Raw genomic sequence first — 22,549 nt, 5'->3', positions numbered from 1 at the left:
GTGCTAGACATTCTGACTTATCTTTGCAATTTCATTTCCTATCCTTCACAATCCATTTACGTTTCAGACTTATCCCATGCTGCAAACACTGAAAAAATTTTTTCGGGGCTGATATACCTGCGGTCTTCTACCCTCGTACTTCTGCCTTCTGAAAAAACTCAGGGATTTGAGCCAATTCATGCTGAATCCGCCTCTTGTACCCCCTTTATAAAATTAAAGTTTCTATTCTTGCTTGTACTTCTTCAATTAAATCCTGTTCCACTTTCTCTACAAACAACACTTTTCTGGCTTTCCAATCTAAAGATTTTACTTGGTCAGTTAAAATGACCCCTTTAGTTTTCATACCATCCATCAGCGCTACCTCAAAACTCAGCCCTTTCTTTTGAGAAGTGATGGGACAAACCAAAACCATAGAAGACATTTTGTTGTATTTAAAGGGAGACAATACTAAAACAGGGCGATAGCCTTGCTGCTCGAGCCCTTGACGTTCTAGGTCAGAATTCAGTGTCTTGGCAATTCCTTCAAAAGACATACCAGCATTTTTCAACGTAAATGCTCGTTTGATTAAATCTGCCGTAATTTCGACTAATCCGAATTCTAATTTAACGATATCACCACGCTCTGGAATATATGGACTGCTCACCAAGCCTCATTCCCCGCAGCGCTTCCTGTATCAATTTCAGGATGAAATTTATCTGGTGTCATGCCTTCTAGAAGTTGGTCAAGTGTATATTTTTTTCTCTTTTGAGGTGTAATCACAATGCTATCACCTGAAATACTGATACTTACAGGAGTACCTTCCTCAACTTGTATTTGGTCGGCTACTGCTTTGGGAATGCGAATGGCTAAGCTATTTCCCCATCTAGATATGACTGTGCTCATAGAATGCCTTAAAATTGTTTTCCTCAAAAAATTACAGATCTAAATGCAAACTTCATATAAATAGATTTTTGCAATTAACTCTCTTATAGTATATACATTGTAGATATATTTCCATGGACTTTAATGCTTAATTCGTGCCTTACAAGGTCTTCCCTGGTGGAACCACCGGATCGAGGTCAACGATCGCAGGTGCTCTTGTGGAGAGCAACGTCATGTGGTGAATCGAGAAAAAGCAGACAAGTCTTCTACCGTTCCTTGGAAAACTCTGCTTCCAATTGGCTTTATCCTAAGGAAAGTTACACCTACAGGAATTTGGCTAGTGTCCGAACAAGTTTTTCAAGATCCTCCCTATGTAGAATTATTACAGTGGTTGGCACGAGGTTCGCTCAAACAAAATCTGTCGCGTGCAATTCGCTTGTGGGTGTGGTTGCGATCGCTATACGGAAACAGCCAAAAGCGCTTGGTTTTAAATGACTCTTTCACTTATGCAGAATGGCGGGATGCATTCTTCAGTTGCACGCACCCTAAAGGAGATATTATCCCTAAACCCCATGACTCTCTTTGCCCTTGTTTCAAAACAACAACCGAGTGGTTGTTTGGCGAACAAACCAGCATGAGTGCTCGCCAGTGGAAGGAATTGATGCTTGCTCACACGGGTATGGATTTGTCTTATCTGGAACAGCAGCTACAACAGCGCTTATTTGGTGTCACCCGTCGTTCTCTCCAGGGCGATCTGCAAACTCTCGCCGAACTTGGTTGGCTGCAATACAAAGCCCAAAAATACCATCGCGTGCGGGAATTTCCACCACGTCCTGTAGGTTCTCAAGATGAATTCACATCCAGCCAACTGAGTGCTTATGAATTAAACTTTCTACAGGAAGATTTGGTAGCGATCGCAGAAACCCACGCCCAAAAAATCAACGGCGTGCAACGCCTTTTCCTGCAACTTGATTATGTGATTCCCCGCAGTACCATTGACATAGTAGAGGATTGGCAATACAAGTTAAGACAGCTTTGGGCACAAACTCCGGTACCACCCGTTAAACTCAGTTACAAAAGTGCTAGGGTAGGGAACACTGTAGATTGCATCGTTTACCCAGTCTGCATCTACTACGTCCAGAGAGCAGTCTATTTATGTGCTTGCGGTCAAAGCCCCGAAAGAAAAACGGATTGGTACAATTTTCGCCTCGATCGCATTCATAAAATGACCGCCTTAAAATGGACAAACTCAGCCATTCCCTCAAATTGACAGCAGTGCTATCAACAAGCATCTTTACCCAACCCAGATTACATTGCCTTAGAAATGTCCAAAGCATGGGGTTTCGATTTCTATTTACCCTCCCAAATGATGCTGTTGAGATTTGACCGCAATTTTCACGACCGCTATATTCACAATACCTTCCGACACGAAACTTTTGAGGCAATTAGCTACAAGCAAGCCCAGAATCTGATACAGCAAAAGACAAAGCAACCAGAACAACAGACATTGCTCAAAATTCTAGAAAATCGTTCCGATAAAGATGCGTACTATCGCCTCTACTACCGACACGGCGATAACAATGTCAGTATGCGAATCCGAGCATGGCGACCAAAAGCTGAAGTCATCATGCCTTGGGAATTGCGAAAAAATATAGCTGATGATGTTGCTACAGAATTTAACCTTTACCACAATCTATAAAACCATGAAATTAACAGAACGATTTGAATCAGCATTAATCTTTGCAACTCGTCTCCATGTCAATCAAACCCGTAAAGTGGGTGGTACTCCTTATATTGCTCATTTACTCAGTGTAACGGCATTGGTACTCGAGGCAGGAGGAAGCGAAGATGAAGCGATCGCAGCTTTGCTACACGATAGTATAGAAGACCAAGGTGGAAAACCCATGCGCGAGCAAATTCTCCAGAGTTTTGGCGCAACAGTTGTAGAAATTATTGATGGCTGTACGGAGTGGGATACACCACCCAAACCCCCATGGCAAGAGAGAAAAAATCGGTATCTAGAAAAACTCCGCCATGCTTCGCCTTCTGTCAAACTAGTCTCAATCGCTGATAAACTACACAATGCGAGATCCTTACTGGCAGATTGGCAAAAATTTGGAGATGCAATCTGGACTGAATTCAATGGCGGTAAAGAAAAAACTTTGTGGTTCTACCAATCCTTGGTACAGGTGTATAGAGAAACAGGTTCTAACTCGATGATAGAAGAACTCGAACGAGTGGTTCAACAACTCTCCACGCAAAGCTCCATCTAATTTTTCAAGATTGTTTGTTGATTTAAAAATTAAGGCAAATTATGAATTTTAATGACACTCTCAATAAATTATTTAATAAGTGGCAGCATTTACTTGTGTCTTTTCAAGTTAATTCCGATGTCGCTCATGTGACATTTACTCAAATAACCGCAGCTTACTCTAGCCCCAATCGCTACTATCATACTTTAGAACACGTAGAATATGTTCTCAATATATTAGAAAATCTTCCAGTCACAACTCAAGATTTGGCAAGCATTCAACTTGCTGCTTGGTTTCATGACTCGGTTTATGATGCTCAAGCAAATGATAATGAAGAAAGAAGTGCGGAATATGCAAGTGATTTGCTTACTTCTTTGGGTGTTTCCTCAAAGATTATTGCTACCGTAAGCCGTCTCATTTTGAGTACTAAATCCCATCAAGCTGCACCAAATGATTTTGATTGTCAGATTCTTCTAGATGCAGATTTAGCAATATTAGGCAGTTCTCCTATCGAATACAGTCATTATGCTGCGGCAATTCAGCAAGAATATGCGTGGTTGCCAGAAGCAGAATATTTTGCAGGAAGAAAGCGGGTTTTGCAGGGATTTTTGCAACGCGATCGCATTTACTATACCGAATCAATGTTTCAAGCTTTTGAATTATCCGCTCGTCATAACATTGTTAAAGAAATACAACAAATGAATAAGGCTTAGAGGATGTTTTAAAAGTAGTGGCTGAGGTATCCAAAACTTTAGATCCCCCCTAGCCCCCCTTAAAAAGGGGGGAAAATACTCTTAAAGTCGTAGATCTTGATACAATGATAGACTTTACAAACATCCTCTTATACAACTTCCACAGTATTTGGAGAATTTCACGCGTTGCAGATTTCCCAACTACCTAGTGATTGAGGAATTAGACATCCGTTTTATAAATTGTATAGAAATGAGATTTAAAACTTTAAATATGATTTACTGAAATTGGGGGTCAGGGAAAACAACGAATGTTGATGCCTACTTCTCGTGTACTCAGTTCGCGGCAACTATTTAATCATTGGGGGAGAATTTAGGTGCTAAACATTTGTTGTCACTCTTTAAAAAAGTTAGCGATCGCAATAGGTCTTATATCTATTTCTAGTACAAATTGTGCTTTTGCTCAAATTATCCCCGATTCCACATTACCCAATAATTCTCGCGTCACGATAGTTGATAATACTAGCCTTATTGAAGGTGGAACAACTGCAGGCAGTAACTTATTCCACAGCTTTGAAGCCTTTTCTGTCCCGACTGGTAGTATAGTCCAGTTTAATAATGCGTCAGAGATCCAGAATATTATCAGTCGCGTGACGGGTCAGTCAGTCTCAAATATTGATGGATTAATCCGCGCTCGCGGTCATGCAAATCTGTTTCTCCTGAATCCCAACGGCATTATTTTTGGTCGCAATGCCGAGCTCAATATTGGTGGTTCCTTTCTTGCAACCACAGCTTATGGCTTAATGTTTGCCGATGGTAGTTTCTTTAGTACCAACTCCGCCGGGTCGTCTCCTTTACTAACGATTAGCGTTCCTATCGGTTTACAACTTGCTAGCAATCAAGCAAGTATCACAAATAATGCTAGCAACTTAACAGTTAATACAGGGCAAAATTTGACTTTAATAGCTAGCAATGTAACCCACAATGGAAAAATATCTGCGCCTGGAGGACAGGTGACGGTGGCAGCTGCATCAAATATCCAGGCTGGGTTGGGACAAGCCGGAGAAATTCTGAGCTTGAAAGACCAACAGATAGGTAGTGACTCTCAAGAGAGTACTGCGATCGTCGTCGGTAAAATTGATGCTTCTAATACTGAGGTCGGACAAATTGGAGGCAAAGTCCAAGTTGTAGGTACGAAAGTTGCACTATTTGACAACTCTCACATAGATGTATCTGGAGATGCAGGTGGGGGTCAGGTGCTAGTGGGAGGTGACTATCTGGGTTTGGGGAGCCTTCCCCAAGCGAGTGCTACATATATCAGCCCTCAAGCCTCTATTAAGGCAGATGCTTTAATGAGAGGAAATGGGGGTCAAGTGACTGTTTGGGGCAAAGACTCAACCCGTGTCTATGGCAGTCTGAGTGCAAGAGGAGGAAAGTATGGCGGTAATGGCGGTTTAATAGAAACATCAGGTTATCATTTTCTTGATGTTGCTGGCATTCGTGTTGATGCGAGTGCTCTTAACGGCGCAGGCGGTACTTGGTTGCTAGATCCGCATGATGTCACTCTCAACTACTCTGGTACAACTACTGGTGGTTCTTTCAGTGATGGTAACCCTCAAATTTTTACGCCCAATGGTGATGGTGCAGTTATATTTATCCCGGATATTCAAGCACAACTTAATGCCGGAACAAATGTGACCATCGCGACTGGTACTACAGGGACTCAATCAGGCAATATTAAAGCAGAGGGCTTTGGCATCACCAAGACAACTTCAGGTACGGCAACTTTAACTTTGCAAGCTGCTAACGATATTTCCTTGAAAGCTTTCCGTATTGCAGCCGATAATGGTCGTCTTAACTTAGTCCTGCAAGCAGATAGTGATGCTTCTGGTTTTGGAAATATTAGCCTGAGTCAAGGTTTCATGGAGACTGGAGGTGGTGCTTTTACAGCAACAGCAGCAGGTTCTATCTCAATGGAAAGTTTTGCGATCGCTAGCAACAATAGGAGTGCGATCGCATCTGAACCCATTTCGATTTTTGCTTCTTCCATTTCAACTCAGAACGCTGGTATTATCAGCAATACTTTTGGCGATGGCGATGCAGCATTGCTCTCCATTAATTCTAATTCATTCATTTTAACAGGGGGAGGAATTAACAGTAACTCCTTTGGTAATGGGAATGCTAAAGATATTGATATTAACGTTAATTCTCTTTTCCTAAAGGCAGGAGCGATCTCCAGTAAGACCTTTGGAAAAGGTAATGCAGGTGGAGTCAAAATCAATGCCAATTCGATTGATTTAGAACAAGCAAACCTCAGCAGTAGAAGCTACGGAGATGGCAATGCAGGAGCATTAACAATGAATTCTAAATCAATTTCATTGTTAGATAAAGTGGGAATTTTCTCAACGGCTCAGGGGGACATCGATAGCAAAGGAAATGCTGGGATAATAACCATCACCACCGATCGGCTTTTCATGAGAAATAGTGGCTTGAATAGCGGGACAATAGGAGAGGGGAACGGCGGACAAATTTTCATTAAAACAGGCTCATTGCGGATGGAAAATAGTGGAATGGGCAACGATACGGGAATTGATAGAGATAATGACGGTAAAGTTATAAATAACAGGGGTGATGCCGGACGCCTTCAAATTTTTGCAGATGATTTTACCTTAGAAAACAGTTCTATTACCAGCGATACTGGGGGTCAGGGAAAAGCAGGGGAAATTATCTTAAAGGTTACCAATTCTCTGGCACTCAAGAATAACAGTAACATCACAACAAATACATTAGCGAACAGTACGGGTAATGCTGGAAGTATTGATGTTACAACTAAGTCATTGTTGTTGGAAAATGACTTACCCTATTTCAAAGATGATATCGTAACGGGTTTCGGCAGCTTAACGCGTGCTAAAGGTAATGCCGGACAAATCACGATCGATGCTGATTCTGTAGCAATCAGAAACAATTCGGGAATGGGCATTGATACAGAAGGAGAAGGACAAGCAGGTCAGCTCAACTTAACTGCTAACTCATTAGAAATGATAAATGCAGGCATCGGCAGTGATACCAAAGGAATAGGTAATGCTGGGGAAATAAACATTAATATTGTCGGTAACGCTTTTCTAAATGGGGCTGGTATTAACACGGAAACTTCTGGCTCCGGGCAAGCAGGACGCATCAATCTCAAAGCAGGCTCTTTAATTTTGAACAATGGTAGCAATATTAATAGCAGGACAACAGGGGAAGGAAATGCAGGAGTCATTAATATTGAAACAGGTTCATTTGTTATGGATAACAGTTCCATCGTGAGCGATACTGGTGCGCTCCGCGAAGAACCTTTACAGCCTATCAAAAACACGGGAAATGCCGGACGTATTAACATTACTGCAGATACTATTTCTTTGAACAATAGTGCCCGAATTAGTAGCGAAGCTGCAGGCACTGGGAATGCAGGAGAAATTAATATTGATGTGAATACGGCTTTGCTGAAAAATAGTACTATTGCGACTGCTACATCGGGTAGTGGCAAAGGTGGAGAAATTTTCTTCAGCGCAAATTCACTCGTGTTGGACAACAGCAGACTTAGCAGTGAAACTACAGGGAGTGGTGTAGGTGGTAGTTTGACTCTACTTCTTCAAGAAGCGCTAACGGCTCGCGATCGCTCGAGTATCTCTGTCTCTTCAACTTCCACAAGTCTTAACAATGCAGAATTAGGTGGAGCAGGTAGCATAAATGTGCAAGCTAATTCTATTTCTTTAGATAACCAAAGTTCTATTAAAAGTGAAGCCGGATCGGTAGATGGTGGTAACATCAACCTAACATTGCAAAAATTATTACTTCTACGTCGTAACAGTCAAATCTCAGCAAGTGCGGGGACTGCGCTCAAGGGTGGCAATGGTGGTAACATCAATATCAATGTTCGTAATGGCTTTATAGTTGCTCTCCCATTTGAAAATAGCGATATCACTGCCAACGCTTATCAAGGGCTCGGAGGAGTTGTCGATATTAAAGCAGCCAGCATATTTGGACTGTCACCCTTGAGTCGAGATCTGCTCTCAAAGCTTTTGGCAACAACGAATCCTGCTCTACTCGATCCTGGAAGATTGCGAACAAGTGACATTACTGCTATTTCCCAGACGAATCCTTCCTTAAATGGTGTTGTAGCTGTCAACACGCCGGATACAGATCCTTATGGGGAGCTAGTACCATTACCTGTCAATTTAGTTGATGCTTCACAACTCATTAGCACGGGGTGCAATCCTGAAGGAACCCATACAACGAGCTCGTTTATTTCTACAGGGCGTGGAGGAATATCCACTAGCCCCACAGACCCTCTTCTCAGTGATGCGCTACTTGCAGATTGGATTTCTCCTTCTAAAAATATTTCTCAATCAGAAGCAGAGGGAGAAAATATTTCCCTATCTTCCCCATCTCCTTCTACTCCAATTGTGGAAGCTCAGAATTGGGTGGTTGATAAAAGGGGCGTTATTGAATTAGTTGCCATTGCACCCAGTATTAACCTTCATCGTTCTCCATTTCACTCTACACTTTGTGTTGATAAAAGATAATTTCTAAGTTCAGAGTGAATAAGATTGCTTAAGTGGAATTTCAATCCAGAACTCGGTACCTTTGCCCGGTTCTGAAACACATTTTAAGGCTCCACCGTGTTTTTGTACAACAATCAGGTAACTCATTGATAGTTCCATACCTATGCTCTGTTCCAACAATTGAGTCGTACAAGCCGGATCGAAAATTGAGCTTTTGATGTCTTGTGTCATTCCTGAATCATTGTAAGCAATGCGAACGATCGCGTGAGAGCTATCTGATGACATTCCAGTAGAAATTTGGATGCGATAGGGTGAAGTAGAATTTGAATTTTCTTGCTCTCCCCATTTTTCTATTGCTGCTAATCTCCCAGAGGAGACTTCCAGTTCCCCTGTAGGTAACCTCTTGTCGTGTCTCGTTTCCTTTATCTGGTTTGTTAAAGCATCAATAGCATAGCTTATGAGATTGATAAATACCTGGTTTATTTGTGCGGCGTAGCATTCTACCATTGGCAAATTGCCGTAGTTTTTAATAACTTCAATACCAGGAGTTTTTATCTTTAATTGCAGACGGTGTTGCAAAATTGACAAAACCCGCTCAATAGCTTTATTGATGTCAACAGGTTTGATGGGAACGCGTTCCAGAGAAGAAAAATTTTGTAACGACTGGACTGTCGAGCGGACGCGATCGACCTGTACTTTTATCGATGACATGATTCTAGGTAAATTTTCTGCGATTGAGTCCAAATTCAGTACTTCTGCTTGATGAGTAATTTCACTATCTGGATAGGGATTGTACAATTGATAGAGATGCAAAAGTTCTAAGAGATTTTGGGTGTATTCACTGGCTTGAGACAGTTGAGTGGATATAAAGTTAACGGAATTGTTGATTTCTTGTGTTGCACCTAGCGATAATAACCCAAAACTGGATATTTTTTGACTTTGAATGAGTTTTGCTTGTGTTTGTTGTATCTCATGAAGAAGTTGCACCATCTTTTCAGCTTGCGATCTTGCTGTAGATTCTGCCGCACGGCTCCTTTCGTATAACTGTGCTTGTTGAATAGCAACGGCGGCGGCGTCTGCTAGCTGTTGGAGCAAATCAATTTCTGCATCTTCCCAATTTCGGGGCGCATAACACTGATGGGCAATCAATAACCCCCATAATTGCGTACCAATGTTAATCGGTACAATTACGTTGGCTTTTATCTGAAGACTGTGTAAAAACTCTCGATGGCAGGTATCCAAACTCGCTACTGCGGTGTTGTTGATTGCCCGTACCCTTCCCCGAAAATAAAGACGTGCGTATTCATCGGGAAAGCATTCTTGTGGCATTTTGTGGCCTAAAACTGAGGACCAGTTTTTATCTACATCTTCGACAATGACCTCACCCCCTCCCTCGCTTAAGAGCTTGTAAACTAACACGCGATCCGTTTTGAGCAGTCTTCTCACTTCCTCAACGATGGTTTGTAAAGTGATGTTGTAGTCGAGATTGCTACGCATTTGCTCCGTCACTTGCTTGATTAGCAAAGTCTGCTCTAATGACTTTTGCAACTCGGCTGTGCGCTCTTGTACCTGGTGTTCTTGCTTGGCATTCAGGGTTTGCACTTGCTGGTACATTTGCTGCTGCTGAATGGCTATGGAAAATTGAGTGGCTAGAGCTTGTCCGAGTGCAATGTCTTCGGGTTTCCACTCAGGGGGTTGTTCTTTTTTGCGTTCCAACCAAGTCTCAAAAGAAATCTGGGGTAGCTGATTCCGGGCTTCGCCCCCGCGCCATCCTCCCCACAAGATTTTTGTTTCCAATTCAGAGCGAAAAATACTTAAAATACCGATATAGCGTCCGTCGTAATTTAAAGGAATTGCCAAAACTCCTCTAATGTGAGTGCTTTGGAAAGCAGGAGCTAAAACACGCCAATAGGGTTCTTGATGGAGGTCTCCAACTTGAATGATGTTATCTTTTTGACATTGAGCGATCCAATCTTGAAACGATCTATGTTCCTCAAGAATAGTGTTTTCTAGTGCTTCAATTCTTAGGGGCTGTTCGCCTGTGGCGTATACTTCAGAACTTTTCTCTAAGTACAATCTTCCTCCTACCCCACCAAAGGCATCTGTGGTTGCTTCTAAGGCTGCTTGTAATTGATTTGTATCTGTGGAGGGTGGATGTAGTAGGGAGATAATTTTGTTAACTATTGCTTCTCGCTGTTGCTGCTCGCGAATTACGTTCTGTAAGTGGTTTTGAGCGATCGCCATTGATACAACATCGACAACTCTCTGTACTACCTGAACTTCTTGATGCAAAACCGTTCGCGGTTTGCTATGATGCGATACCAACAATCCCCACAGTTGAGGTTTTGCGGATGGCTCTGTGAGGGAGTAATGTAAAATCGGCACTACTAACGATGACTGTACACCCATTGCCTTCAAATATTCAATATGGCAGGGGTCTACCTCTCGATAGTAGATATTCTCACTTCCTAAAGATTTGCCAGTTTCTGGGCTTGCTAGTTGTGATAAACCAATAATTCCAGAAGCCACATCTACAATAGAACGCTGTCGCGCCCACAAAAACATATTTCGCACCCCTTGTGGGATATCCTCTGTAGGAAAGTGCAACCCCAATAGAGATGGCAATCGCTGCTCGTGTATGGATTCGGCAATGACTTCTCCGCTTTCATCGCTATCAAACCGATACACCATCACTCGCTCCATAGCCAGAAATGAACGCACTTCATCAGCCGCCACAGCTAAGATATCTTCGAGTTCTCGTGCTTGTCTGATCCGGGTTGTTATTCTGTGCAGCAAATTTTCTGCGTCAAATGTTTGCTCCCAACAATTTAGCTTCTCTGTTAATTCCATTGCTGATACTTTTTCTTTTGAGAGGAGAAAATTGGAGATGCAAAAATCACTAATCACTTAAGTTGTGGGTGTAGCTAATCGTACTACTACAACTAGCAATTTATGTCCTTAACCTATAGTTAGATTTTTTTTAACCTGATTCTTTGGTTATTTTACCTAATTTAAAAATTTTAATTAAAAAAATATCAAGACCATTTGTAAAAAAATTATAAAGCTGTTTCAAGATTCTGTTTGTTTTATTGCTTATTAAGATGATTTCAATAACCAAACCTTTAACATGATTCTTGTTTGCATGTTGAGTTCGCTCGCTAGGGGTTGCTGTAAAAGTCATACAAAAGTAACTACTCATTCAAGATGTTATTGCGATCGCAAAGCGCAAGCTGTACTCAGCTTATTGCCGAACAAATAAAAAAGGAGTAGGGTATTGCTCCCACTCCAGGTTAGTCCAAAAATTGTCTTGCGAAACTCGGTTTGGAAATGAATAACATTTTTCTTGAACTTTATTTTATTCTACCAGTACCTTCCCTATCGCAGACTCAATGTATGGTTAATGCAGGCACTACTATAGACCTGAAACCCTTACTAAATAAGAAAAGCGATGCCTGTGTAGCCCCTAGAAGAAAAACTTGTCAGGTGCGAGCGAGCATTGTTTTTCATGCGGTCATCAAAAAAAGCTTTTTTAGAAAATTTTAACGTGTTAGGTACAGTAGTATTGTTAAGATTCTTGTTCATCCCGACATCCCAATTTGAAAAAATATCGAGCGATGTTCGCAATCGCGACTGTACAAACAAAGTCCACCTATATGGACCTAATTTCAAGTCATGGGTCGTTGCATTCAAAGATATCACTTGTTGATGGGACAAGGGAGACTGGGGGACAAGGAAGACAGGGGAGAAAGTACAATGTATGAACGCAAGGTAGTATGACGTCACGGCTTCGCGTATGTCCTGTAAAGACGCGGCGCAAAGGAGTCGCGTGTGTATGGCTTATTTTTCAGATCCATACCACTCCATTTCTATTTCTGCTGAATAATTGTAATTGTCACAATAATGTGTCACTTTAGTAACTCTAAAATTCTGATTTCTCCAAACCAGAAATTCACCCACTACAGGAATTCTGGATAATCGAATTGTTTTAACTTGTACGGATTCCAAAACTGAGTCAGATTCTAATAAGTTTTGAGGAATGCCATAGGGAAGGACACGAATTTTATTCACGATCCACATACCGCCCCAAAAGTAGACAAAATCTTGAATTGTTGTGTACTTTTCAAGCGGGATAGAGAAAACTTTCAAAATCATACTAAGATTAAGCATTACAAGATTCTCCCCTAAGGTCAGCTAATATTCCTCTCTCCTGATAGATGATATTTGCTTTTTTTTTCAATTGTTTGGCAATTAGCATACAGGAGCACCTGTTTGAACGATCGCGCTTGGGTCGCCTTACTTGGCGTTCTGTCAGTTTTGGGGTCATAAACAATCTGCTTGCAGTCGGCAATGTAAGTATGATTATTTAGGGTTCCCAAATTTCATGCCCCAATACCATAGGTGAAAATCAGAAAAATATGTCCATCCCAATCAACAGTGGACTTAAAAGGCAGAATATTTAAGTATTTATACGCAGTTTAAGATACGTTATAACGGCATTGGTTGTCGCTTTAAAAACCAGGTTCTGTTGCAAGCAAGATGCCTGCGTCTTCTGCGTTCAAGGGCTTTGAAAACAAGTACCCTTGTGCAAAAGCACACTGCAACAGCTTAAGTTGTGTCCACTGCTCCATTGTTTCTACTCCTTCAGCAACCACACTTAACCCTAAATGAGAACCTAGAGTCACAATTGCGCGAACGATCGCCAATCGTTCGCGATCGCTATCAATTTGATTGATAAAGGAGCGGTCAATCTTCAAAACATCAATGGGAAAACGGTGTAAATACGCAAGGGATGAGTAACCCGTCCCAAAATCATCAATGCACAATTCTATTCCAAAAGCTTTCAATTGTTTAAGCACCGCAGCTGCGGTTTCAGGGCTTGCCATAATTGTACTTTCGGTGATTTCCAGCTTTAAGCTGCTAGGAGCAAGGTTAGTGTCTTCTAAAATTTGGCCGATTTGTTTAACAACATTGGGTTGGGAAAATTGTTTGGCAGAAAGGTTAACATTCATACTTAAGGACTCAAGAGCAGGAAATTGTTTCTGCCATTGCCTCAACTGGTGACAAGCTTCACGAAGGACCCATTGACCAATTGAGACAATCAGCCCCGTTTCTTCTGCTATGGGAATAAACTTGTCTGGCGAAATCATTCCCTGTTGGGGATGTTGCCAGCGAACCAGGGCTTCAAATCCTGTAATAGCTCCTGTGGAAACTGAGACAATTGGTTGGTAGTAAACGCGTAACTCTTGCCTTTCTATTGCCCAGCGCAATTGCGTCTCCAATTGCAAAAGTGCGACGGCTTGTTCGTACATTACGGTATCAAATACTACATGACCGCTTTTCCCTTGCTCTTTGGCATGGTACAGAGCGGTGTCAGCATCTCGCAGCACATTCGCAGGTTCGTCATACCGATTTGTACCTACAGCAATGCCAATGCTGGCACTTGTAAACACTTCAGATCCATTTAAGTTGAAGGGGGACTTTAGCACCTGATGAATGCGTTCCGCAACAAGAGTGGTATCTTCAATAGTTTGAATATGAGAAAGCAGGATAGTAAACTCATCTCCCCCCAAACGAGCAACAGTATCGTTCTGTCTCAAACAGCTTTGCAAACGTTGGGCGATGGCAATGAGAAGTTGGTCGCCTACTGCATGCCCCAAACTATCATTCACAACCTTAAAACGGTCGAGATCTAAAAACAGAACAGCAAATAAATTTTCTGGGTGATTTTTGACTTGTGCGATCGCTTGTCCGAGCCTTTCCATAAATAACACTCTGTTAGGCAATCCCGTGAGAGCGTCATAAAAAGCTTGGTAGACTAGCTTTTCCTCCATGTGCTTGCGTTCTGTAATATTAGTAACCATTCCCAAGGCACCAGCATAATTTTTCTGTTCGTCAAACAAAGGAGCACAAGAAACAATCGCCCATAAAGGAGAACCATCTTTACATTGGAATTTAAAATCGTGCATTTCGTGAATGCCTTGGTGACAGCGTTCTAAGTTAGCGTTCGTTATTGCCACTCCTTCTTCATCCATAAAGGAGAACAATGTTTTGCCAAGCATTTCTTCCGTTGTGTAGCCCAACATATTAGCCATTTGTTGGTTCACAAAAGTGGTTTGGTTGTCTTGATTGAGTAACCAAATTCCTTCAGCTGCTGTTTCTACAATTGAACGGTATTGTTCTTCCCGTTGTCGTAACGCAAGAAGAGCCTCCTGTTGTTGAGTCATATCAGTTTGAACGCCAATAAAGTGAGTTAAAAATCCAAGAGAATCAAATACGGGAGCTATATAAAGTTCGTTCCAAAACAGAGTGCCATCTTTGCGATAATTGCGTAAAGTTACGTGACAATCTCTTTGTTCTAGAATGGCATTACGCAGTTCGTTAAGGGCTGGCTGATCGCGTTCGCTTCCTTGTAAAAAACGGCAGTTCTTTCCGAGAATTTCACTAGCAGGGTAACCCGTTATTTCCTCAAACGCTGGATTGACATAAATGATGGGATTATCTGCTTGAAGGGCATCAGTTAAAACAATTCCGTTGCTGCTAGCGGCGATCGCGCGTTCCATCAAATGCAAGCGATCTTCAGATTGTTTGCGCTCAATTGCAAGTGCCAAGACATTGGCGACAGTCTGAAGGAAATAGCTATCATCGTTAGTGAATACCCTTTCTTGAGTCGCATACGCTCCTAGAATGCCAAAAGCTTTTCCTTGAGTTGCGATCGTAACGCTAATACCGCTGACAACTCGATGATTGTGCAGTAGTGGAGAACCATCAAATCGGGTTTCTACGCGCAAATCATTTACAATTACTGGTTTTGAAGTTAGCAGAGTATGACCCAATAGAGAACTTGGTTGAGTCCCCGACATGGCCGATCCTACTAACCCTTGATGCCAACCCACTCCTGCTTGTAGCAGTAAAATATGACCTCCAGGCAAAAGTTCTAAAATTCCGCCCAGTTTTACGTCTAGAACTTGAGCAACCAAACGAACAGTTTCGTCCATCAACACTGATAAATCGGTGTTAGCCAACGCCCTCTGTCCTAATTCCGCTACCGCTCTTTGTTGTCTTTCACGAATTTTGAGTTCTGTCTCTACCTGTCGCCATTTTGTTGTGTCTGAGAATTCCATAGCATTTGTCAATAAAGCATCCCTCTGCTGTATTTTCAATTGCTCGGTTTCATCCGTAAAAGTTAACAATGCGACTCGCTTACCTTCGTAGTTAACAGATTTAGCTGAAATGCCAGCTTCAAAAGAAGTTCCATTCGCTTTTTTGAGTTGTGCTGTCTGTAATGTTAAAGTTTTGCCTCTGTATAGTTGTTTAACCAAATCAAACCATAAAGCAGGTTGAGTACAAAAGCTAGTAGTAATTTTATCGAGTGTTTTGCCTGACTCCACTCCAAAAAAAGGTTCTATAAGCTGATTTTTCAATAGAATCTGACCGCTTTTTAAGCAGACGACCATAATAGGAAAAGGGCTAAGTTCTACCAAAGAATTAAGTAGTTCTTGCAAGCCTGTCTTTGACTGCTGACAAATTTTTAATTCCATTTGTAGCCCGTGATGGGTTTTCTGACACCCAGAACTACATTCTGTAGCTAGCTGTTGTGCCAACAGTTTGTTTGCCCTGTTTAGCCTATGCTGATTTGTGTATGCGTAGCGACGAGTCGAAACCATTGCCAGAGTTATATAAATCAAAGGTAACCGAAAGCAATACATTCAACCTTAATTGGCAAGCTTCGACAACCTACTTCACAGCACTCTCACACGAGTAGAAAAAGAATACGTAATTTTGCTGCTTTTTTGTATAATTGATTTTTATTTCCAATTTTAATTAAGCAATATCACTGAAAGGCGAAAACTCTAGCAATTTATGAAAAACGGCTAGAAACAAAATAAGTGTTTTGAATAGACTTTTCTATCTGGATTAGCGCTTTCATGTCGATTGCCAAAGCTATTTCTTAAGGTCTTCTTAACTCTACTCCAGTTACCAAGCAATGTTACGTTTTTTACAAAAAATTCACATCAAATTCTTGTTTCTTAACTTTGTACTCGGTAGTTACTAAAGATGTAAGGGTTTGTACTCCTGAATAGTCAGTGGAGATTTTAAAGGTAATAGAACAATAAATTCAGTTCCTGTGCCAAAACTAGAAAAACATTCCAATCTCCCACCATGTTTTTCAGTGATAATGTGATAACTGATTGCCATACCCATCCCCGTACCTTTACCGACAGGTTTAGTTGTGAAAAAAGGATCGAAGACTTGGTTTTTGACGATTTGAGACATTCCTATGCCATTGTCAGCAATGGCAATTTCTACCCACTGCGAATCTCTAATTGAGGTACGGACAGTAATGTAACTGGGATTTTTCTCTCTCTCCTCATATGTGCGTTTGGCATTAACCTCATCTAACGCATCTATCGCATTTACGAGAATATTCATGAAAACTTGATTCAGTTGTGCGGGATAACATTCTACCTGCGGTAAATTACCATAATTGCGAATGACTTGAATTCCCAGACGTTCTGATTTGTCTTTCAGGCGGTGTTGCAGAATCAACAGCGTACTTTCAATTCCCTCATGAATATCCACTGCTTTCCAATCAGCCTCATCCACCCGCGAAAAGTTTCGTAGCGACAACACGATATTGCGAATCCTATCAGTTCCAGTTTTCATGGAAGTAAGAATTTTTTGTAAATCCTCCATTAGAAACTCTAAATCGATTTCTTCAGCCAGAGCTTGAATCTCTGGATCGTTGCTGAGAGGGTGTTGCTGGTAAAGATGCAATATCCTCAATAAATCTTGAGTGTATTCGTGGAGATAAGTAATATTACCGTGGATAAAGCTGACTGGATTGTTAATTTCATGAGCGACACCCGCAACTAGTTGACCGAGACTAGCCATTTTTTCATTTTGCATGACTTGTGCTTGGGTACGTTGCAACTCACTTAAAGTAGTTTTGAGTTCAGCAGCACGGTCTTCTAATTGGACATTGCTTTTTTCTAACGCACTAAAAGATTGCCGGAGTTGACCTACCATGTCATTAAAGGAATGAGCGAGACTGTTCAGTTCTTGGATACTGCTGATTTCTACTGTTTGGTCTAAATTACCAGATGCCATTGCCTGACTTGCTTTATTAAGTCGTACAATAGGGCGTGTAATCCAATGAGAAGTCAGAAGACCCATAAGTGTTGCCACTACCAATGCAGCCATACAAAGCAAAATGCTAGTCTGGGTATTGGCGTTGACTTGCGTCATAAAAGCTTGTTCTGGGATGCTAACCACCACCAGCCAATCTAGCCCGTGTCGATCGCGCCAAGGAGTAACGTGTACAAAATATTGTTCTCCAAGCCAATGAAATGCCAGTTTTTTAGATTCCGTAATAGACTCAAACGCATTGAAGGTTTGCTGAATTTGTTGAGCAACTTCTTTAACCATTGGATCTGGGCTGTCGATCGCCTTCAATCTTAGAATTTTGTCTTTGAACTTGGTAAAGGGCTGCTGTACGCTAGAGTTGGCAATCATCATTCCGTTGCGCTCTACAATAAAAACCTGTCCGGAGTGACCGATATCCAAACGCCGTAAAAAATCGCTTAACTTTAATAAATGAATATCAGCCGCAGCCATCCCCAACAGTTGATTCTCCCTGTTATAGATCGGGCGACTCATTGAGGCAACAATGAAAGGATAATTGGGATAGTTCGCTGTGATAAATGGTGACCAAATGGGTCTACCTGCTTTTATGGGTTCCGTGTACCAGGGTTCTTTGAAGTTATTCCAATCCAATACATTAACCACCTTAGTACGATTTCCCCGGTTATCTGTAGCATAGATATACCAATTTTTTGGAGGTTTGGGACCCCAATCATCAATTACGAGGTTTTTGCCATCATAACGACCGGCACCAACTCCCTCTCCTGTCTTTAGCCCAATACCGATGTAACTCAAGTCATAAGCTTGGATCTGTTTCCAGAAATACTTTCCCGCAGTTTTGCGATCGCGTACATTGAGCAATCCCAATTCGATTGCATCAGAGTTTATCTGTAGGACTTTAGTCGGGACGGATAAATAAGAATTTAAATGTTGATCTACGATACTGCTGGTTCTTTCCATCAACCGGTCTGCGAGGTCATTGACCGCTTTTTGTCCATTCTTAAAAGACAAATACCCAACTAAACCTACTGCTCCAAATATTTGCAAGACAAATGGAACAATCAGAACAAACTGTAATGAGAATGCTTTTACGGTGCTGGAGTGACTCCTCTGCATTAGGCGGGTTGACCAAAGTAAGATAGGGGGAACTTTTGCGTACACCCATAGTATTCCCACAGAAGATTTACAAATGAACAATAATCCCAAGCTAAATTTCCGCAACTGGCTTCAAAATCAAATCTATTAACGCGTCAATAAATCGTTCGCTCTCCATGGGAATAATATTCTTACCGTGCATGGTCTCTTGAATCATGACAAATTGGCTCAATGAACCCACAAGAAGCATTGCTGTTGCTTCCGTATCGGCTATCTTCAGTTCTGGATAGGTTGCTAGATATTGACTGACTGTATCGATCGCAGGCTTTATCAAACTACCAACACAAAACTGAGCCAATTCGGGAAAACGCCCGGACTCTCCTATCAAGACTCGATAAAACGCACGGTACTCTTCGTCATCACGCATCTCATTCAATGCTTTTAATGCCAATCGACGCAGGGCTACTTTAGGATTTCCTTTTAACGGTGTTGTTCCAAAAACCGAATGAAATCGTTCTTGCGCTAGTTTTTCTATCAGTGCTTTAAATAAGCCTTGTTTATCTTGAAAGTGACTGTAAACCGTTGCCTTGGAAACACCCGCGCACGACGCTACTCTATCCATACTGGTTCCGGCATAGCCGTGGGAGAGAAACTCCTGCATCGCACCTTGCAAAATCTGTTCGACCTTATCTGCTGAATTATCCCGTTCAACTTCAGTTATTCTTGCTTTTACCATTTTTTACAGTCCTGGTGTGAGAATAGGAATTAGGGTCTCGAAAGTCGGGACGCAATGCATTGCACCCGCGCCCGTACAGAGAGTAAGAGGATAATTTTCACTACCTCATTACGAGCAATTGTCCGTAAATTTTTGGGTTCACATATTACTAAATTTGGATTTTTGCAACACATCTTAGGATAGAAATTATAAAAAAGCAACACTCGCTACTTATTATATCTATGTATTTTTTGTCACTAATAAAAAATAGAAAAATGCTACCTAAGATATATGGTTTCTACACCTGCTCTTGGATACGCTTCTTCTATGCTATATCTCGCAAAAGTTGGTTCTTTTGAGTTGTGTTGGAAAGCACAACCACCATAGGAGATTAGACTTTGGTGAGTATAAATAAAAACTGGTAGAAGCAAAACTCAATTTATTAGTTTAGTTAAGATATATTATAAGACTAAACGGTTTAGTTTTTACCTGATGGAAACATAACTATGCTGGAACACTCGTCCAAGTTTGAGGGTTCATCTCCTTTAAAGCCTTTTTTGCGTCCGCCTGCTCTTCTGGTGCTCTTAGCAACTTTTATAGCAGGAGGCTTAAGTCTTTATACAGTACAAAAATTTCAGAGCAATGCTGCGGCGAGCCAACAGCAACCGACGATTGTTCCAGAGATTAAAACAGTAACAGCATTGGGACGATTGGAGCCTAAAGGAGAGGTGGTAAAACTGTCTGCACCGGTATCAGCTGAAGGAAGTCGGGTAGAACAACTCCTAGTTCGAGAAGGAACTATGGTACAACAAGGGCAGTTAATCGCTATTTTAGATAATCGCGATCGCCTTGCGGCAGCATTATCAGAAGCACAAGAACAGGTGCGAGTGGCACAAGCAAATCTAGCCCAGGTAAAAGCAGGTGCCAAACAGGGCGAAATAAATGCACAAAAAGCGACTGTCGCCCGCATACAAGTAGAAAGAGAGACAGAAATAGAAGCACAAAAAGCGACTGTTGCTCGCTTACAGGCAGAGAAAGATACAGCAATTGAGGCACAAAAAGCTACCGTCGCCCGCCTCGAAGCAGAAAAAGAAACAGAAATAGAAGCACAAAAAGCCACAATTGCTCAGTTTCAAGCACAAGTGGACAATAGCCAAGCAGAATACCAACGCTATAAAAAATTGTACGAGCAGGGAGCGATCGCTATATCTTTACTAGATAACAAGCGCTTAACTCTAGCAACTGCACAGCAACAACAGGCACAAGCAAAAGCCAACCTCAAACGCATAGAAGCATCGCGAAACCAACAACTTACAGAAGCTAGAGCTAACCTCAAACGTATAGAAGCTACTGGAGAACAACAACTCGCAGAAGCCAGAGCAAACCTCAAGCGTATTGAAACATCGCGAGACCAGCAAATTAAAGAAAGCAGCTCGACGTTAGATAGAATTGCCGAAGTGCGTGCTGTGGATGTGGCAACAGCTCAAGCTGAAGTCAATCGAGCCATAGCAGCCGTGAAAAAAGCCGAAGCAAATCTCAGACAAGCTTTTGTGCGATCGCCTCAAGAAGGTCAAGTCTTAAAGATTTACAGCCGTCCTGGAGAAGTCGTATCTGATGAAGGCATTGCAGACATGGGGCAAACCAGCCAGATGTATGCAGTAGCAGAAGTTTATCAGAGCGATATCAAGAAAGTGCGAACGGGTCAGAGAGTACGCTTAACAAGCGAGTCTATGCCTGATGAATTACAAGGAGTCGTGGAGCGAGTTGGTTGGCAAGTCCAGAGGCAAAACGTCGTTAACAGCGATCCTACAAGCAACATCGATGCAAGAGTCGTGGAAGTCCACGTTCGGCTCGATGTTTCATCGAGCCGGAAAGCAGCACAATTCTCTAATTTGCAAATTACAGCAACGATCGCTCTGTAATTCATGAGTTGTTAGTCCTTAGTAGTTGCTAGAGGCGCAATGCCTTGCGGCTGTAAAGTAGTTAGTAAGTGGGTGATCGTATTATGATTGGGTTCATTGTTCAAGAAATAGGGCGACGAACGCCTTTGGGATGGCTGCAACTCACCCATCAAAAAGGGCGTTTTTTGGTAGCACTTTCAGGTATTGCCTTTGCTGATGTTCTGATGTTTATGCAGTTGGGTTTTCAGACTGCACTATTTGATAGTAACACTCGATTGCATCGCAGCATGAATGCTGACATTTTTTTAGTTAGCCCTCAAGCACGAAACTTGGCATACCTGTCTACATTTCCCCGAAGGAGATTGTTACAAGCAAGAGATATACCGGGGGTCAAGTCAGCGGATGGAATGTATCTTGGTTTTATTGATTGGAAAAATCCCCAAACACGCAAGGAAACTGGTGTATTGATTATGGGGTTCAATCCGGATCGACCAGCCTTTGATTTACCGGAAGTCAACAGTCAAATAAACGCTATCAAGCTTCCAGATACCGTACTGTTTGACAGTGGTTCTAGAGGAGAGTATGAAAAAGTTTATGCCCAAGTCAGTCAAAACAAACCTGCTACCACTGAAATAGAACGACGAACAATTACGATTCGCGGTTTATTTAAAGTTGGAGCTTCCTTTATTGCAGATGGCAGTCTGATAACTAGCGATCAAAACTTTTTACGCATCTTTAGCAAGCAAGATGCAGGAAGCGTAAATTTAGGTCTAGTTCAGTTGCAACCGGACTATAAGGAACCAGAAAAAGTTAAGCAAGTAGCAAATGCGTTAAAAGTTCATCTTAAAGGCAGTCATGATATTCAAGTTTTCACAAAAGAAGAATTTGTTGAATTTGAAAAAGGTTATTGGCAACAAAATACACCTATTGGTTTTATCTTCAGTTTAGGTGTAGCGATGGGTTTTATAGTGGGAGTGATTATTGTCTATCAAGTTCTTTCCACTGACGTCAATGCCCATATGAAAGAATATGCCACTTTCAAAGCAATGGGATATCGCAATGCCTACTTACTAGGAGTCGTGTTTGAAGAAGCCATAATAATGGCAGTATTGGGTTTTTTACCAGGTATAACAGTATCTTTTGGTCTCTACACCCTGACAAGAAATGCAACTAACTTGCCACTATATATGACATTGGCACGCGCACTGCAAGTACAAATTTTAACTATCGTTATGTGTATGATTTCTGGTGCGATCGCCACTCGTAAAGTTCAATCTGCCGATCCTGCGGATATGTTTTAAGTGCTAATAGCCATTAGCCATTAGCCATTAGCCATTAGCCATTAGCC

The 22,549-nt window shown here is 41.7% G+C and carries 13 protein-coding genes and 1 pseudogene; 6 read left to right on the top strand and 8 right to left on the bottom strand.

The genetic code is table 11. The features are described 5' to 3' along the window. Positions 1-205: 205 nt before the first annotated feature. Both HC643_RS34785 and HC643_RS34780 read right to left on the bottom strand, forming a co-directional pair. Positions 206-643 (bottom strand): type II toxin-antitoxin system PemK/MazF family toxin, encoded by a 438-nt coding sequence (locus HC643_RS34785; RefSeq protein WP_050046513.1) that lies wholly within the window; start codon positions 641-643, stop codon positions 206-208. Beyond that, a complete protein-coding gene (locus HC643_RS34780; protein WP_038078305.1) occupies positions 640-882 on the bottom strand; it encodes an AbrB/MazE/SpoVT family DNA-binding domain-containing protein in 243 nt (80 codons plus the stop codon). The genes HC643_RS34785 and HC643_RS34780 overlap by 4 nt, the downstream gene beginning before the upstream one ends. A 613-nt stretch (positions 883-1,495) precedes the next feature. Between HC643_RS34780 and HC643_RS34775 the strand changes: the two are divergent. From HC643_RS34775 to HC643_RS34760, 4 genes and pseudogenes are all read left to right on the top strand, one after another. After that, a pseudogene (locus tag HC643_RS34775) lies at positions 1,496-2,560 on the top strand (TIGR03985 family CRISPR-associated protein). Between the two features lie 4 nt (positions 2,561-2,564). Continuing rightward, positions 2,565-3,134 (top strand): HD domain-containing protein, encoded by a 570-nt coding sequence (locus tag HC643_RS34770; protein WP_038078366.1) that lies wholly within the window; start codon positions 2,565-2,567, stop codon positions 3,132-3,134. A 41-nt stretch (positions 3,135-3,175) separates the two neighbouring features. Further along, complete coding sequence (locus HC643_RS34765) at positions 3,176-3,826, top strand: HD domain-containing protein (protein ID WP_038078302.1); 651 nt, start codon at positions 3,176-3,178, stop codon at positions 3,824-3,826. A 353-nt stretch (positions 3,827-4,179) separates the two neighbouring features. Continuing rightward, positions 4,180-8,370 carry a two-partner secretion domain-containing protein gene (locus HC643_RS34760; RefSeq protein WP_050046515.1) on the top strand — a complete coding sequence of 1,397 codons (4,191 nt, stop codon included), beginning with the start codon at positions 4,180-4,182 and terminating at the stop codon, positions 8,368-8,370. 9 nt (positions 8,371-8,379) lie between these two features. Here the strand turns inward: HC643_RS34760 and HC643_RS34755 are convergent, their stop codons facing one another. The 6 genes from HC643_RS34755 to HC643_RS34730 form a co-directional block, all read right to left on the bottom strand. Beyond that, entirely contained in the window at positions 8,380-11,199 is a 2,820-nt protein-coding gene (locus HC643_RS34755) for a GAF domain-containing protein (RefSeq protein WP_038078296.1), read from the bottom strand. Between the two features lie 130 nt (positions 11,200-11,329). Then, positions 11,330-11,530 (bottom strand): hypothetical protein, encoded by a 201-nt coding sequence (locus tag HC643_RS34750; RefSeq protein WP_038078292.1) that lies wholly within the window; start codon positions 11,528-11,530, stop codon positions 11,330-11,332. Positions 11,531-12,186: 656 nt separating this feature from the next. Then, positions 12,187-12,516, bottom strand: coding sequence for a hypothetical protein (locus HC643_RS34745; RefSeq protein WP_050046516.1), 330 nt, complete (start codon positions 12,514-12,516; stop codon positions 12,187-12,189). Positions 12,517-12,857: 341 nt separating this feature from the next. Next, a complete protein-coding gene (locus HC643_RS34740) occupies positions 12,858-16,013 on the bottom strand; it encodes an EAL domain-containing protein (RefSeq protein ID WP_038078362.1) in 3,156 nt (1,051 codons plus the stop codon). 385 nt (positions 16,014-16,398) lie between these two features. Beyond that, positions 16,399-18,606 (bottom strand): ATP-binding protein, encoded by a 2,208-nt coding sequence (locus HC643_RS34735; RefSeq protein WP_038078284.1) that lies wholly within the window; start codon positions 18,604-18,606, stop codon positions 16,399-16,401. A 91-nt stretch (positions 18,607-18,697) separates the two neighbouring features. Then, positions 18,698-19,321, bottom strand: a complete 624-nt coding sequence (locus HC643_RS34730; RefSeq protein WP_038078282.1) for a TetR/AcrR family transcriptional regulator — start codon at positions 19,319-19,321, stop codon at positions 18,698-18,700. Between the two features lie 485 nt (positions 19,322-19,806). Between HC643_RS34730 and HC643_RS34725 the strand changes: the two genes are divergently transcribed. Both HC643_RS34725 and devC read left to right on the top strand, forming a co-directional pair. Beyond that, the gene (locus tag HC643_RS34725) at positions 19,807-21,222 is read left to right on the top strand and encodes an HlyD family efflux transporter periplasmic adaptor subunit (protein WP_038078280.1); all 1,416 of its coding nucleotides are present in this window, start codon (positions 19,807-19,809) and stop codon (positions 21,220-21,222) included. An 83-nt stretch (positions 21,223-21,305) separates the two neighbouring features. Continuing rightward, positions 21,306-22,502: an ABC transporter permease DevC gene (gene devC, locus HC643_RS34720; protein WP_038078277.1), complete on the top strand. Its 1,197-nt coding sequence runs from the start codon at positions 21,306-21,308 to the stop codon at positions 22,500-22,502. Positions 22,503-22,549: the final 47 nt, after the last annotated feature.

Origin of the sequence: Tolypothrix bouteillei VB521301 (assembly GCF_000760695.4) — a bacterium.
In the GTDB taxonomy this organism is placed as follows: domain Bacteria; phylum Cyanobacteriota; class Cyanobacteriia; order Cyanobacteriales; family Nostocaceae; genus Scytonema; species Scytonema bouteillei_A.
This window is presented reverse-complemented; position numbering and strand designations above follow the sequence as displayed.

Coding starts and splice junctions, on each gene's coding strand:
- HC643_RS34780 (WP_038078305.1), bottom strand. CDS start 882: ATGAGCACAGTCATATCTAGATGGGGAAATAGCTTAGCCATTCGCATT.
- HC643_RS34770 (WP_038078366.1), top strand. CDS start 2,565: ATGAAATTAACAGAACGATTTGAATCAGCATTAATCTTTGCAACTCGT.
- HC643_RS34765 (WP_038078302.1), top strand. CDS start 3,176: ATGAATTTTAATGACACTCTCAATAAATTATTTAATAAGTGGCAGCAT.
- HC643_RS34755 (WP_038078296.1), bottom strand. CDS start 11,199: ATGGAATTAACAGAGAAGCTAAATTGTTGGGAGCAAACATTTGACGCA.
- HC643_RS34750 (WP_038078292.1), bottom strand. CDS start 11,530: ATGACTTTTACAGCAACCCCTAGCGAGCGAACTCAACATGCAAACAAG.
- HC643_RS34745 (WP_050046516.1), bottom strand. CDS start 12,516: ATGCTTAATCTTAGTATGATTTTGAAAGTTTTCTCTATCCCGCTTGAA.
- HC643_RS34740 (WP_038078362.1), bottom strand. CDS start 16,013: ATGGTTTCGACTCGTCGCTACGCATACACAAATCAGCATAGGCTAAAC.
- HC643_RS34735 (WP_038078284.1), bottom strand. CDS start 18,606: ATGCAGAGGAGTCACTCCAGCACCGTAAAAGCATTCTCATTACAGTTT.
- HC643_RS34730 (WP_038078282.1), bottom strand. CDS start 19,321: ATGGTAAAAGCAAGAATAACTGAAGTTGAACGGGATAATTCAGCAGAT.
- HC643_RS34725 (WP_038078280.1), top strand. CDS start 19,807: ATGCTGGAACACTCGTCCAAGTTTGAGGGTTCATCTCCTTTAAAGCCT.
- devC (WP_038078277.1), top strand. CDS start 21,306: ATGATTGGGTTCATTGTTCAAGAAATAGGGCGACGAACGCCTTTGGGA.